The organism is Niallia sp. WK069_GA_01 (assembly GCF_983173855.1).
In genome coordinates, this window is record NZ_OZ470138.1 from 3,759,689 (window position 1) to 3,774,628 (window position 14,940).

A 14,940-nucleotide genomic window follows, 5' to 3' on the forward strand; every position below is an offset into this window, starting at 1 on the left:
AGAAAAAAAGGTGAGGAGAATTGTCCATAATATTTGTGTTTTTATGGAAATATAGTGAGTGACCTAGAAAGAGCTATTGGAGGTAATAAGAAGATCCCCATGTCGTCAAATTAACATTCAACATAGGAGGAAATAGTATAAAAACCAATCATTTTTAATTTATTACAATTTACGGAGATTTCAGTTGATGACAGTGAGGAAAAGAGGCTGAGGCATAACGAAATAGATAATAGGTCAAGACGAACATGCTCTAATTTAGCACGTAAATGGTTACTTCCCTATACTGGTTATTTATGTTTTTTAATCTAATTAACTCAAACTTCGCACCATCAAATTCGTTTGCAATTCCTTGATATTACTCGGTTTAAGAACAACAAAATGGGAGGTTTATTTTTTAAAAGGTGAAAAAGTATATACTTTTTGAAATGTGAAGGCTGTCTAGCTCCAGCGCCTAGCCCCAGTGAGTATTGCCTCCAGCCTCTAAAAGTAAAAAACACTTTTTGAGTCTGGAGAACATTTTTCTTCGGGGCTAAACAAGGCGCTTGCGCTTTTCTTATGGGGTTGCTTTCCACTACGGGTTGCTTCGCTTTCCGCGGTGTGGGAGCTCTGAGCCTCCTCGGCGTTGCCTTGCGGGGTCTTTAGCCTTCCCACATTTCCTGCAGGTGATTACCACAAAACCTTCTTTTTTACATAAATAAAAAACCCAAACAATGATACCTCTTCGTATCATTGTTTGGGTTTATCTTCGGTTGGAATACTTATGTCCCAGCTTCTTTGTAGAGCAGTGAACTATTTTCCAGCTATTCTTTCTCAAAATAAGGATTCAAATGGATTAACACTTCTTCAATATTATCGTATTTTCTCATTAGCTTCTGTTTTATTTCTCTGGACAAATCATGTCCTTCTTTAATCGTTTTATTATAATCAATGGCAATTCTAAGATCCACTAATACATAATGGCCGTGCTCCCTCGCCCTAATTCTGTCAATTCTCCTTACATCAGGAAACGAAGAAATAATGGCACGATAGTCAACTAGTATTTCAGAATCAATATTTCGCTCCAGCAAAATATCAAAAGCTTCTTTCAACATTTCCTTTGCTATTTTGAATATCAAATATGCAACGACTACACTGGCTATTTTATCTCCAAAAAGCAAGAAATGAATTTGAAATTTCGCTCCAATGATCGATAATAATACCCCAACAGCTGCAGCAATGCTTGCTACAATATCTGCTTTATGGTCAAAAGCTATCGCTTCAATTGCTTTGCTTTTTTGAGCTACAGCAATCTTCATGGAATATCTGTACAAACATTCTTTAGCCCCATAAGAAATAACAGCAATCCACATAGCAAGCATATTTGGTGTAGTTATTGGATGAAAAAGTCCTGCTACCGCCTCGTATACAACGTATAATGACACTGCAAGCAAAACAATGCCAACAATTCCAGACACGATAATCTCGGCTTTTCCATGTCCATATGGATGCTCCTGATCAGCAGGCTTATTTGCTATTTTTATTACTAACAGAACAATAATGGATGCAAAAACATCAGCCGCTGAATGAATACCATCTGCAAACACAGCATCACTGTTTCCGATCCAGCCGACAATTAATTTGCCCACCGTTAAAAAAATATTACTGATAACACTAATCCATGCTACCTTTTTTGCTAAAGACTCTCTTGTTGCCAATTTTCCCCTTCCCCTCTCTGAAAAGTGCCAGCACCTTGTGCAGCTCTGAAGAAAAATGTTCACATGACTCCAAAAGTGTTTTTACTTTTAGAAACATAGGGTTAAACTCACAAGAGTCAAGCGCTTTATCTAGACAATAGAAAAGCGCAAACACCCTTGGTTATCAACGAAATACAAATTTTCTTACCGAACTTATACTTCTTTTCAAAAATCACTTTTGTATCTTAACAGAATAGATTTCATTGGGTCTAGAGAAAAAGTTTTGTTGGCTGTCACACTTAGAGTTCTATAGAAAAATTTTAGGTTTGTACCAAAAAAGTTTCCTTAAAGAAAATTTAGCAATAACTCTCCTCTGGCGACTACTTCCGATTAGCTAGTTACGTTCTTTATTCCCCAGATGTAGTTGACTCTTTGCAGTCATTTTAACTCCTGCTAGTCTTTAATTCCGTTCAGCACTATCATCCTTTCTTGATTAATTTCTCCTATAATACGAAAAAAATCAGCTACCTCTGAAAAAGAGGCGTTCTCGATAAGTCCGCAGTCAGAATAAACTTTGCTTTCCACTGGGCTACACATGATCTTCCTCGTGCTACTTGCGTGGTCCCGTCTTTTCTCGCGCATTCCCGCGGGAGTCTTTGTGTATGCAGGCTTCTCCTTGCTTCAACATATCAACGAACATAATCAAACTGCCTATCTTCATTCTTCATGGTGCAAATTAGTTTGTATGAGTGTCTACCATAATGTAAGACTTCCATCAGAGAACAAATTCGCCTCTTTTCTTTGCTGTTTTTGTCTTGATTGCCTTTTTATTACGACAGCATCCGTTATTTATAAAAGATCCTCGATTTGATCCTACTTTATTAAAATCTTTTTCTAATATTCTTCTTATTTTTCTTTTACAGAGCACTGCTTAGTAGTAGTCATTTTTCGGTCAGGAAACAGCAGCTTAAACTTCTTCACATTTCGCACCACAGCAAGTTCGACTTTTTCTTCCTTTCCACATTCTGCACAAATGCATTTTTTCTCACTGCCCGTAATGAATAGGATAAAAAAAGACAATTTAATGTATCAAATTCTTTTTTTTCACAAAATATAATAAAAAAATGACAGGATGATATTGGTGACTACTATAATTGAAGCTTTAAAAGACTATTTGCAAATGAATCTGGACAATGAACAAAAAAACCCATTACATGTTGGCGAAGTAATGAGTTGTTGGTTATATTTAACGATTATGAATGAAGCGTCTATTTATATTCAAATTGGACTAAATACTACTACAGATGATGATGTAAAAACAATTCTAAAAGATAGCTTAAAACAATGCGATTCCCAAGGACAAAGATTTAAGGAATTTATGAAAACAGAAGGAATACATTTACCCCCTACTAGTCAGGAGCGACCACAATCTGATCCAAACGGTGTTCCTTTAGGTACTAAATTAACAGATGATGAAATTATGAATGGACTAAGCATAAAAACAGTTGCCGCTATCGTTCATTCTGCTGCCGCCGCCTCAGAAAGCATTAGAAATGATGTGAGTGTGCTATTTACACAATGCATGTTAGAAAAAATGAAGTTTGGAGCAACACTTAAAGACTTAATGCGAAAAAGAGGATGGATTAAGGTTCCACCCTATTATTATCCACCTGGTGCTCCTAAACAGCAGTAGCATAAATAAAAAAGTGCTCGTAAGAAAGATCATTATCATCCTGAAGAAAAATGTTTACATGCGTCCACTTTTTAGAAGCACAGGGTTATTTTCATAAGCGATAGGAGTTGGATGCCAACACAACCATCCAGTTATCCACCATTCCATATCGTTTATGATTTTTTTAATGAAAAAAAGGCATCTGCAGCGTTATGGAGCAGCGTGCCTTTTGGAAATAATGTCTTTTTATTGAGAATTATTTATCATTTCCTCCCATTTACTTTGTACAGAAGCCGATAATTCCGCGCTTCTCCCGATAATTCCGCGTTCCTCCCAACAATTCCGCGCTTCTCCCGATTATTCCGCGTTCCTCCCATTAATTCCGCGCTTCTCCCGATAATTCCGCGTTCCTCCCGATAATTCCGCGCTTCTTCCGATAATTCCGCGTTCCTCCCGATAATTCCGCGTTCCTCCCATTAATTCCGCGCTTCTCACGATTATTCCGCGTTCCTCCCATTAATTCCGCGCTCCTCCCGATAATTCCGCGCTTCTTCCGATAATTCCGCGTTCCTCCCGATAATTCCGCGTTCCTCCCATTAATTCCGCGCTCCTCCCAACAATTCCACGTTTCTCTCCATAATTCCGCGCTTCCTCCCAACAATTCCGCGCTTCTCCCGATTATTCCGCGTTCCTCCCATTAATTCCGCGCTTCTCCCGATTATTCCGCGTTCCTCCCATTTTTCACCGCATAATCAAATAAATAAATCCTCCTCTACTAGTGAAGAGAGATTTTTTCTCTACTATTGTTCGTGGCGTTTCCCAACAGTTCATCGAATGAAAAATCAGTTGCTTCCTGTTGCTGTTTTAGTTGAATAACCACTTTGTCCCCTATTAAAAAGCGTTCATATAAATTGCCATTTACATGAAAAAGATCACCATTTACCTCTACTGTATAATGCATTTCCTTCCCTTGAAATAAACAATTTCGGATGACTCCGTTTATACCCACTCCATTTTTTGACAGTTTTAATTGTTCTGGCCTGATTGGACAAAGCTGCTGCTTGTATATATCCCCAGAAATATATGGGACATTCCACTGAATGTTTTTATCTCCAAATGGATGAAAAATATTATCCGTCCATTTTCCTTGAAACATATTTGCCTTTCCTACAAATGTTGCCACAAAAGCTGTCTTTGGAAACATATAGATTTCTTCGGGAGTGCCTATTTGTTCTACCTGACCATCCTTCATCACAACGATTCGATCTGCCATCGCAAGTGCTTCTGACTGATCATGTGTTACATACACAATGGAAGTATTTGTTTTTCGATGAATCATTTGTATTTCATTCCGCAGTTCCATTCTTAATTCTGCATCTAGACTGCTTAACGGTTCATCCATCAATAATAAGGATGGCTTTGGAGCAAGTGCTCGAGCAATCGCAACACGCTGCTTTTGCCCTCCTGATAATTCATTTGGCATCCTATCTCCAAATTTCTCTAATCCTATAAGCGATAACATTTCCTTCACACGTTCATTTGCTTTAGCTTGAAGAGACTTTTCTACAAAACGATGATGTTTTAATGGAAAACGTATTTGTTCTTTTACTTTTAAATGGGGCCAAAGAGCAAATGATTGAAAAACCATACCAATATTACGCTGCTCAGGTGGCACCTTTTTTCCATTCTGAGCCACCAGTTCTCCATTCATTAATATTTCGCCTTCTGTAGGAGAATCAAACCCTGCTATTAAGCGTAACAATGTTGTTTTTCCACAGCCTGAAGGACCAAGAATCGCAATAAATTCTCCTTCTTTAATCGTTAAATCAACTGCTGAAAGTGCAGTTGTTTGATCAAATTTTTTACTAACATGACGAATAACCGTACTCATCTATCCTTCACACCCTCTTCCATAATTTTTGAAGCGTAAAGACAACTAAACTAAGCAGCAGCATTGTTCCAATGATACAAACGGAAAAGGCTGTGGAATAATTGGTATATCCTGCTTGCTCAAAATTAAAAATGATTAATCCGATTGTTTCTGATCCACTGGACCAAAGTAAGGAAGATACCGTTAATTCTGTTAAGGTTGTCACTAATACCAGAAATGCTCCGCTTAATACTCCAGACATCAAAAGTGGAAGCATAATATATCGCCATTTAGCCATACCGCTTGCACCTGATACTTGGGCTGCTTCTTCCATCTCAACCGACACTTGTGACATTGCTGTCATGCTCCCGCGGATTTGAAGAATCATAAATCGTGTAACATAGGCAATAATTAAGATCCATATCGTTCCATATATCCCTGGATTCCAGCCTGGAATTGGCTGCATCCAAGCAAAAATCATAGCAAGTGCTAATACCATGCCTGGTAAAGCATATGGAAGACCGATAATAACCTCCATCATTTTCGCCGCTCCATTGTTCTTACGTACTCGATAATAGGCAACTGCTGTTCCAATGATTAAACAAATGATCATCGTAATGGTAGAAAGCTCTAAACTATTAATAATCGCCTGCTTTGCTTTATCATATTCCAATAAAACATAACGATAATGATCCAATGTAATATTCTCTAAACTAAAAGGTAAACCATATGCTCTTATCAAGGAAGATCCAATCATGGATAAAATCGGTACAATACTAATAATGATTAAAAATAACCAAATAAGTACTTCAACAGCTAATCGATATTTTCCAAAAGAAAAACGAGGATTCGCATCTGAAATAGTAGTATCACTTTGTTTTGATTTACCTAATAAAATCCACTGAAGAAATGTACCGAGCAAAGCTACTACACCTAAAATGACGGATAATGTTGCAGCACGAGCAAATGAATTTGGACCAAATCCGACAATTTCTTGATAGATGGCTGTACTTAATACTGTAATATTTGCCGGAATTCCAAGGAAAGCAGGAATTCCGAAATTATCCAAGTTTGTTAAAAATGCTAGCAGCCCACCACTTACAATACCAGGAAAAGCAAGAGGCAACGTAACTGTACGAAAGATGGTCCTTCTATTTCCCCCAGATGAACGAACAGCTAACTCCAAATCTCGTGGAATTCTGCGCAGTACATTGGTTGTTAATAAATAGACAAGGGGATAATGAGAAATACCAAGAACAAAAATGATGCCGCCATAACTATATAAATTTATAAAATCCATACTCCATGGTAAATGGGAAAGCAGCCTCATTAGAAAACCATTATCATTTGTAAATTGCGCCCAAGATATGGTCACGATATACGATGGAATAACGAATGGCAAAATAATCAAAATTTGTAATCCCTTTTTCATTCGAATATCGCTATATGCTACAATCCATGCCATTACCACACCAAGAAATAAGGCAATAAGGGTGGATCCACTAACAATAAAAAATGTATTTTTCAACATTATCCATGTTGTTTTTTCCATTAAAATATTGCTATAATTCGCTAAGGAAAATCCTTGATCAGTTGAAAAGCTCATCCATAGCAGCCGAATAATAGGGACAACAAAGAAAATAGCCAGTAATATTAGGGTGAACGTCATGATGGCATATTTACCTATCTTTCGCTTAGCAACAGCAGGATTAGACGGATATTCTAGCTGTTCAATAAAAGGCTCTGACATGTTTTGTTTACACCTCATTTATCTTTAAATTCAGAAAGGATGCTTCTCTCTATTTCAATCCGGCATTTAATAAAGGATTATTCTCCCATCAGCTGTTTAAATTGTTGTTTATCTTCTTCACGTGTTTTTAATAATTCTTCTGTTGGTGCTGATATTACCTTCATTTCATCAAATGTTTTTAACCCTTCAGGTGCTTCCATTCCTTTTCGAATTGGTGTATACCCGAGTTTTTTTGCTAAAGATTGGCCATCTTCTGATAAAACATAGTCAACAAAAGCTTTTGCTGCTGGTTCATTTTTTGTTTCTTTTGTAATGCCAATTGGTTCTGTAATTACTGGTACACCTTCGTTTGGATATACTAATTCAACAGGAGAACCTTCTTGTTTAGCACGTGCTGCAATAAAATCAACTACCATGCCATATTGTTTTTCTCCGCTTGCTACTGCTTTTAATACGGCACCATTTCCTTGCACTACTGTTACATTATTACCATGAAGTTTTTTAAAATAATCCCAGCCAAATTCAGTATCACGACTGACTACTCCAACATTATAAGCAGCGGCTCCTGAATAAAGTGGACTTGGCATAATGCCTTGACCCTTTGCTGTAGACTCCGTTAAGGCATTCCAAGAATTCGGAAGTTTATCAACCTTATTTGTATTTACTGCAAGAATAGTAGACATAATTTTGGTCCCTGTATACATATGATCTTGATCAACAAAGTCAGTTGGTATATTGGTTAATTCTTTTGATTCATATGACATCAATAAGTCCTGCGTCTTTAAATTTTCAAACGTTACATTATCAGCAACTAATAGAACATCGGCTTGTACGCTTCCTGCTTGTTTTTCAGCTAATACTTTGCCAACTACTTCTTCTGTACCTGAGCGGAATACTTTTACGTTTACATTTGGGTATTTTTTATTAAAACCTGCCACCAGTTCTGTTACATCTGTATCTGGCTGGGAAGTATAAAATTGAAGTGTTCCTGAAACTGCTTCAGAAGAGTCTTTTGTTTCTGAAGCTGACTCCTTTGTTTTCCCACAAGCACTTACAATAAGAATAAAAGTCAGCAATAAAAAGAATAGTGTTTTTTTCATGATAAAATTTCCTCCTCAGAATTTAATTGCAATGGCCCTTTAAACAGACGCTCTACTTTTTTCAAATGTTTTCGTTCACTAATTTTTCCTTCAATTGGGGTGATTGTCACATACCCTTCTCTTAAAAAAGCATAATCTCCCATTTCTTCATAAACATCCAATTGTGGAAGATGATCTTTCAGCCAATAAAATACTTGTCCACTTGGGTCATTTATGCCTACATGTTTATAGCGGGATACAGATAAATCCAGCGGAACTACTTTGACCCCCTTACATAATTCCTTTGTAACATATGGTAGATTTATATTTAAAAATATTTTTTTGGGCAGTTTATTAGGCAAGATAGATTCCATTACATCGTATAACAAGCGTTTCGGAATAGAATAATCTAAATTTGTTAATTCATACCGATCAAGAGATACGGATATTGCAGGTATCCCAAAGAGTGCAGCTTCTGTTGCTGCAGCAATGGTTCCAGAATAATATACATCTCGTCCCAGATTGGCACCAAGATTCATTCCAGAAATCACATAATTTATTTTTTTCTTGACTAACACATCAACCCCTAATTTCACACAATCAGCAGGAGTACCATTTACTGCCCAAGCTTTAACATTTTGCCCAAAAACTGAAACTGGACTTGCCTTAAGCGGGACCCTCAGTGTAATCGAGTGACTGATCGCACTTCGCTCTTGATCTGGACAAACAACATATACTTCACCAAAATGTTGTAATACTTCCACCAATGCAGCAACACCTGGAGCGAATATACCATCATCATTTGTAACTAAAAATCTCATCCAACTCTCCCCTTTTCTGCCCCCATCAAATTTTGTTTTAAATAAGTGAGATGTTTTTTTAGTGTGGTGTTTTGACCATAAGGATCATATCCTTCTAGTACAATCGGATGCTCAAAATCGGTCAATTCGTTTATCATGTGAGAAAGATGAATTTGTCCCTCTCCTAATGGAACATGAAATCTATCATTTCGAGAATCGCTTAAATGAACTTTATTTATTCTTTCCAACTTTTTAAAATAGGTTAAAGGATTAATAGAAATCGGCGTATGTGCAACATCAAAGGTTGTTTGAATCGTATCTGATCGATTTCTCGTAAGTTCATTCATTTTATCCGGCATGGTGATAAACTCTTTTTTCACATTTTCCATAAGTTCGAGAGAAATAGTCACCTCATGTCCAGCTCCTAAATCTTCTATAAGATCAAGTGATTCTTTTAAACATTGCATATGCCAATCGCTCCAATCTCTTGATAATGTTAATCTGCCTGGGTGAACCGTCATATTTCCGGCTTGTATAGCAGACGCTAGTTGAATGGACCGACCAATTTCTGTGATAGATTGTTGTCTAACCCCACTATTCAATGAACAAAGATTTAAATCCCAGCTCGCAGCATGCAAGGTTAATTCCAGCTCATATAAATCAGTGAATTTTTTAATTTCATCCAAGGAAAAATGCTGATGCCAAACTTGTTCGGCCCATAATTCCATTCCATTTAATCCTAGGGAGGAAAATTCTTTGCATATCTCTTCAAATGATTTGCCCCATAATAAAGTAGAAGATCCATACAATTTCATCACAAAACATCTACCTTTCTAATAGACTCCAACCATGGAATCACCCATTCTGTTTTACAAATAACAGAACCAATCGTTTCTTTCCTTGACTTCCCATGATAATCACTTCCAGCACTAACTAATAGTTGATGTTGTTCTGCTTGCTGTAGCCAATAGTCTGTTGTTTTTTTGTCATGTGTGAAATAATATGCTTCTATGCCATCAATCCCTTCTTCTATTAACATTTCCAATGACCATGGGAAGGAGTAAAGATTCGGATGTGCGATAAAAGCTTTGCCTCCACAAAGATGAATTAGTTGAATGGCTTCTAAGGAGGAAAAAGCAGAACGTTCTACAAAAGCAGCCTTTCCATTTATCAACAATGTCTCGAAGGCTTGTTTTTCAGTAGCGAAATACTGATTTGCCACAAGTTCTTCTGCAATATGCGTTCGAACAATCACTCCTCCTTCTGCTCTTTCAAAGCAATTTCTCCATTTTATCTTGTAGCCCAACTGCTGAAGCTTTTCCACTATTTGTTTACTCCAAACGATACGGTCGTTTTTACGCCAAGCAATGTATTCTACTAGCTTTGGATGATCTGGCTGTATTCCATATCCAAGAATATGCAATTCTCCATTGGGTCCACTTGTATTTATCTCAATTCCAGGAATTAAAGTAATGCCAACATTATCCGCTATGTTTTTTGCGGACTTATATGCCGCAATCTCATCATGATCCGTAATAGCCATTATTTTTATGCCTTCTTGTTTCGCTAAAAGAACGATTTTCTCTGGTGATAGCTCTCCATCTGAACAAGTAGTATGCATATGTAAATCTATCTTCATCGTCCCATCTCCTTCCTTTTATCTGGTTCTTATCAAGCAGTAATCCTTTCACTGATGAAAGGTTCACTTTATACCCCTAATGGTAAAGTTCTTTTATAAAGTTGATATATGAGAGATTTATAGATTTCTTTAACGCAATGTAAATGGAATTTATTTTACAATTTCTTAAAAAAAGACAATGCAATAGAAAAAAACCTTTATTTTCAGGTTTTAATGGCTGATATAGCAGTTTTTTATGTAAAATAAACGTAAATTTTTCACACAAAATTTACATTGCAGAGGATTTTCATAGGAAAAGAGAATGAACCAGACAAAAAAAACAGGGAAAGGTTTGAATAACCTCTCCCTGTGCTATAAAGTTGAAAAGATAACGCTAGACTTCATGCAGCAGTTAATCTTCCACCTATATGTATCATAATCTTGCTGGTAACTGTTAATATTGTGGTTCCTTTACACGAAAACTTCCTTCAACTGTAAGAGGTTGTTCAAAAAGTCCGGTAAAAATGACACGTCGAATTTCTTCGTTGGTTTGCTTTTCCGCTTCTCACGTATTAACTAGAGGATCTTCCACTAAAAACGCTCACGTCCTGTGAGCAACGTTGAAGTCACCACATCCTGCGGAAGGCCGATGCTCAAAGCTAATCCGCCTCGAACTTCTTGGTCCTTTTTATCCTCCCTTTTGAACACGCACTGTAAGAATAGAATCTAATAAAGATTTCGTAATTTCCTGTTGTGGGTTTCTGAATATATCTATTGTTGATCCTGTTTCAACCATTTCTCCTTTTGACATAACACCTACTCTATCACAAAAGTATGCTACTAAATCTAAATTATGGGCAATAAATAAGTAGGTTAAACCAAATTCCTTTTGAAGATCTTGAAGAAGATTAATAATTTGCGCTTTAACAGACACATCCAACGCAGAAACAGGTTCATCTAAAACAAGAAATTCCGGTTTCAATATTAACGCTCTTGCTATACCAGCTCTTTGTCTTTGTCCACCAGATAATTCATGGGGATAACGTCCTGCAAAGTCCTTTCGCAATCCTACTACATCTAACATTTCATATACTTTTCTCTTCAAATCATGTTGATCACTATAGCCGCCAAACTTTATTAAAGGATGGGCAATCTGTTCACCAATCGTCTTTCTTGGATTGAATGCAGAGCCTGAATCCTGGAAAACAATTTGCATTTGATTCCTCATTGCATCCATTCCTTTTTTATTTAGCTCTAACAGTGATTTTCCTTTATATAGAATATCTCCATTTGTTGGTTCTATTAAGCGAAGAAGCAATCTTCCAACCGTTGTTTTTCCAGATCCTGAACTGCCAATTAATCCAAAAGTTTCACCCTTTTTAATAGAAAAACTCACATCCTTAACCGCAGCAACCTCATTAGAAGGAAAGACAGAGAACTTGCTTTTCCTTCCATACACTTTTTGCAGATTTCTTATCTCTACTAAATTTCTCTCCATTTTACTCAGCTCCTTCGGTTAAAATGCAGCGGACATAATGATCAGCATCCCATTTTTTTAATAAAGGCTTTGTAAATTTACATCTATCATTTGCAACGGAGCATCTATTTGCGAATCTGCAGCCCGTTTGAATTTCCGATAATTTTGGCACTTCCCCATCAATTTGCCATAATGGCTCTTTTTCTTTCGTATCGTCAAAAATCCATTCTAAATTTGGAATACATTTTAACAAACTTTTTGTATAAGGATGTTTAGGTTGAAAAATCACTTCTTCTGTTCTGCCTTTTTCCACAATTTGTCCTGCATACATAACCGCCACTTTTTGTGCAAGATAAGCTACTACTCCAAAATCGTGGGTAATCATTAAAATGGTGGTACCTAACTCTTTATTTATTTTTTTAAATAAATCTAAAACTTGCTTTTGAATAGTTGGGTCTAATGCAGAAGTTGGCTCATCAGCAATAAGAATATCTGGTTCACAAGCAACCGACATGGCAATGACTACCCTTTGTCTTAAACCACCGCTTAATTGATGTGGATACGACTGATAAATACGCATCGGATCATCAATTCCCAGTTGTTCAAATAATTCACAAGCCCTTTTTTTTGCCTGTTTTTTCGATAAATTCGTCTTTGCCATAATAATTTCAATTATTTGCGATCCGACTTTATAAGATGGGTCCAACGATGTCATCGCATTTTGTGCAACAAGTGAAATCTCTTTTCCCCGCAAATCCCGGAGTTCCCTTTCATTTAAAGAAAATAACTCTGTACCTTCTTTTTTAACACTTCCATTATATTGATGAATCAGCCCTGATGGAAGCAGCTGTAAAATCGATTGAATCGTCATCGATTTACCAGAACCTGATTCTCCTACTATAGCCATAATTTCACCCTTATCAATTGACAGGTTTATATCTTCAATAATGGTTGTAATTCCATCAGGGGTGTTAATTTCTGTTGATAAGTTTTTGATGTTCAGTACATGATTATTTTCAGTTAAATTAGCAATAGACACTCCTTAATTCACATCCTTTTTCGCACTTTTCCATTGAAGTATTGGTTGATACATTTTCTTTTTTGCTGTATTTTCTTTAAATTTTGATCTTTCATGCGGATCTAATGCATTTCTTAAGCCATCTCCAACTAAACTAAAAGCAAAAGAAAGAATCAAAATTGCAAATCCAGGAATAAACGTTACAAATGCAGAACCTTGTAATAAAATATCGCTACCTTCACTTGCCATTCTTCCCCAATCCGGATTAGGAGGCTGAACGCCTAAACCAATAAAGCTTAGTCCTGCTACAGTAGTAATTGTCACTCCCGCAAGTGTAGTACTGTATGCAATGATGGACGGCAACACGTTTGGTAAAATTTGCTTAAACATTATTTCTGTATTGTTAATCCCAAATGCCTTGGCTGCTTCAATATACTCCTTTTGGCTTTCTTGCAGGGTATCTGTATAAACCACTCGTGTCATATAAGGGATTCGAACAATAACGATGGCAATCATAACATTTAATAGTCCAGGACCTAATATTGCTGTAATGGCGATTGCTAATAGGACAGCAGGAAATGCAAAGAAAACATCCATTAATCTCATGATAAAATTCCCAAAAAAACCTTGGAAATAACCTGCTGCAATTCCTAGTATTAAGCTAATGCTTGCAGCTGCAACCACAGGGAGAACTGCAGATAGCAAAGAAGAACGTGTACCAAAAATTACTCTGCTCAAAATATCTCTTCCTTGTTGATCCGTTCCTAGTAAATGCCCTTCTGTTCCAGGAGGAAGCAGTCTAGTACTTCCTTCTGCTACAATATTGGGACTATACGGTGCTATCCAATTGGCGAATACTGCAACAATTAAACTAATCATGATAATAACAAATCCTACAGTTGCTGCCTTGTCTTTATAAAATGTTTTATACGCTAATCTCCATTGTGATTGTGAAAACATCCTTATGCCTCCTTTTTTACGACTTAAGTGATTCTCGTAGCTTTGGACTTAACCAGATATTCAGTAAATCTACCAACAAATTTACGATGACAAAAGTTAAAGCAATTAATAATATTCCTGCCTGAATCATCGGATAATCATTTGAAGTAATAGCTGTATACATTCCTTGACCAATTCCTGGCCAATTAAAAACGACTTCGCTAAATAATGAACCTCCTAAAATATAACCAACTTGCAGCCCTATCACATTAATAATGGGAGGAAGTGAATTTCTTAATACATGGACGACATTAATTCTTCCTTCTGATAGACCAAAAGATTTAAAGTATTTAATATAGTCTTTTTGTAATATATCTAATATCGTTGTTTTAGAGAGTCTGGCAATAACAGCGGTTGATACTGTTGCCGTTGCAAATGCAGGTAGCACAAGGTGATGTAATAAATCACTCCAGCCTCCTGGATTTCGCATATTATACATTCCGCTGACAGGAAACAGCTGCATTTTAATAGCAAGCAGCCACATCAACATTAAAGCTATCCAAAATACCGGCATACTTGCACCAATTAATGCCGTTCCCATACTAATTCGGTCAAATATACTGCCATTCTTTATTGCACTTAACAATCCTAATACAACCCCAAATAGTATGCAGATTAATAAACTTGCGCCTGTTAAGATTATACTGTTGTAAAATCGAGGCATTATTTCCCCAACTATATCTGAATGAAGTGTATGAGAATATCCTAAATCTCCTTGCAATAAGCTTCCTACCCAATTAAAATACTGTTCAACTAAAGGCTTATTCAATCCCATTTCTTCTCTTAATTGATGAACCGCCTCCGGAGTTGCATCACCGCCTAATACCGATTGTGCCGGATCTCCCGGAATAAGTTGAATTAGCAAAAAAACAAATATCGTCACTCCAACTAATACAAACAATGTAGAAAATAACCTAGATACAATAAACCGAACCATTCTCTTCCCTCCCGCTAGTTCATCTATAGTAAGAGGGAGATAGAGCA

General features: G+C 36.7%; 13 protein-coding genes. 1 reads left to right on the top strand and 12 read right to left on the bottom strand.

Annotated elements, in window-relative coordinates; all coding sequences use genetic code 11:
- Positions 1 to 800: 800 nt before the first annotated feature.
- Positions 801 to 1,694 (bottom strand): cation diffusion facilitator family transporter, encoded by an 894-nt coding sequence (locus AC5LWL_RS17580; RefSeq protein ID WP_493435518.1) that lies wholly within the window; start codon positions 1,692 to 1,694, stop codon positions 801 to 803.
- A gap of 1,120 nt (positions 1,695 to 2,814) precedes the next feature.
- Between AC5LWL_RS17580 and AC5LWL_RS17585 the strand changes: the two genes are divergently transcribed.
- Positions 2,815 to 3,366 carry a DUF3231 family protein gene (locus tag AC5LWL_RS17585; protein ID WP_493435519.1) on the top strand — a complete coding sequence of 184 codons (552 nt, stop codon included), beginning with the start codon at positions 2,815 to 2,817 and terminating at the stop codon, positions 3,364 to 3,366.
- Between the two features lie 355 nt (positions 3,367 to 3,721).
- Here the strand turns inward: AC5LWL_RS17585 and AC5LWL_RS17590 are convergent, their stop codons facing one another.
- From AC5LWL_RS17590 to AC5LWL_RS17640, 11 genes are all read right to left on the bottom strand, one after another.
- Positions 3,722 to 4,006, bottom strand: a complete 285-nt coding sequence (locus tag AC5LWL_RS17590; RefSeq protein ID WP_493435520.1) for a hypothetical protein — start codon at positions 4,004 to 4,006, stop codon at positions 3,722 to 3,724.
- A 114-nt stretch (positions 4,007 to 4,120) separates the two neighbouring features.
- Entirely contained in the window at positions 4,121 to 5,236 is a 1,116-nt protein-coding gene (locus AC5LWL_RS17595; RefSeq protein WP_493435521.1) for an ABC transporter ATP-binding protein, read from the bottom strand.
- A gap of 7 nt (positions 5,237 to 5,243) precedes the next feature.
- Entirely contained in the window at positions 5,244 to 6,965 is a 1,722-nt protein-coding gene (locus tag AC5LWL_RS17600; RefSeq protein ID WP_493435522.1) for an ABC transporter permease, read from the bottom strand.
- Between the two features lie 77 nt (positions 6,966 to 7,042).
- Positions 7,043 to 8,065: an ABC transporter substrate-binding protein gene (locus tag AC5LWL_RS17605; protein WP_493435523.1), complete on the bottom strand. Its 1,023-nt coding sequence runs from the start codon at positions 8,063 to 8,065 to the stop codon at positions 7,043 to 7,045.
- A complete protein-coding gene (gene surE / locus AC5LWL_RS17610) occupies positions 8,062 to 8,865 on the bottom strand; it encodes a 5'/3'-nucleotidase SurE (protein ID WP_493435524.1) in 804 nt (267 codons plus the stop codon). The genes AC5LWL_RS17605 and surE overlap by 4 nt, the downstream gene beginning before the upstream one ends.
- Positions 8,862 to 9,659, bottom strand: coding sequence for a sugar phosphate isomerase/epimerase family protein (locus AC5LWL_RS17615; protein WP_493436648.1), 798 nt, complete (start codon positions 9,657 to 9,659; stop codon positions 8,862 to 8,864). Before AC5LWL_RS17615 ends, surE begins: the two co-directional genes overlap by 4 nt.
- Complete coding sequence (locus tag AC5LWL_RS17620; RefSeq protein ID WP_493435525.1) at positions 9,659 to 10,483, bottom strand: PHP domain-containing protein; 825 nt, start codon at positions 10,481 to 10,483, stop codon at positions 9,659 to 9,661. Before AC5LWL_RS17620 ends, AC5LWL_RS17615 begins: the two co-directional genes overlap by 1 nt.
- 667 nt (positions 10,484 to 11,150) lie before the next feature.
- The gene (locus AC5LWL_RS17625; RefSeq protein WP_493435526.1) at positions 11,151 to 11,960 is read right to left on the bottom strand and encodes an ATP-binding cassette domain-containing protein; all 810 of its coding nucleotides are present in this window, start codon (positions 11,958 to 11,960) and stop codon (positions 11,151 to 11,153) included.
- A 1-nt stretch (position 11,961) separates the two neighbouring features.
- Entirely contained in the window at positions 11,962 to 12,978 is a 1,017-nt protein-coding gene (locus AC5LWL_RS17630) for an ABC transporter ATP-binding protein (protein WP_493435527.1), read from the bottom strand.
- Between the two features lie 3 nt (positions 12,979 to 12,981).
- The gene (locus AC5LWL_RS17635; protein ID WP_493435528.1) at positions 12,982 to 13,917 is read right to left on the bottom strand and encodes an ABC transporter permease; all 936 of its coding nucleotides are present in this window, start codon (positions 13,915 to 13,917) and stop codon (positions 12,982 to 12,984) included.
- 16 nt (positions 13,918 to 13,933) lie between these two features.
- Positions 13,934 to 14,893, bottom strand: coding sequence for an ABC transporter permease (locus AC5LWL_RS17640; RefSeq protein ID WP_493435529.1), 960 nt, complete (start codon positions 14,891 to 14,893; stop codon positions 13,934 to 13,936).
- Positions 14,894 to 14,940 lie beyond the last annotated feature (47 nt).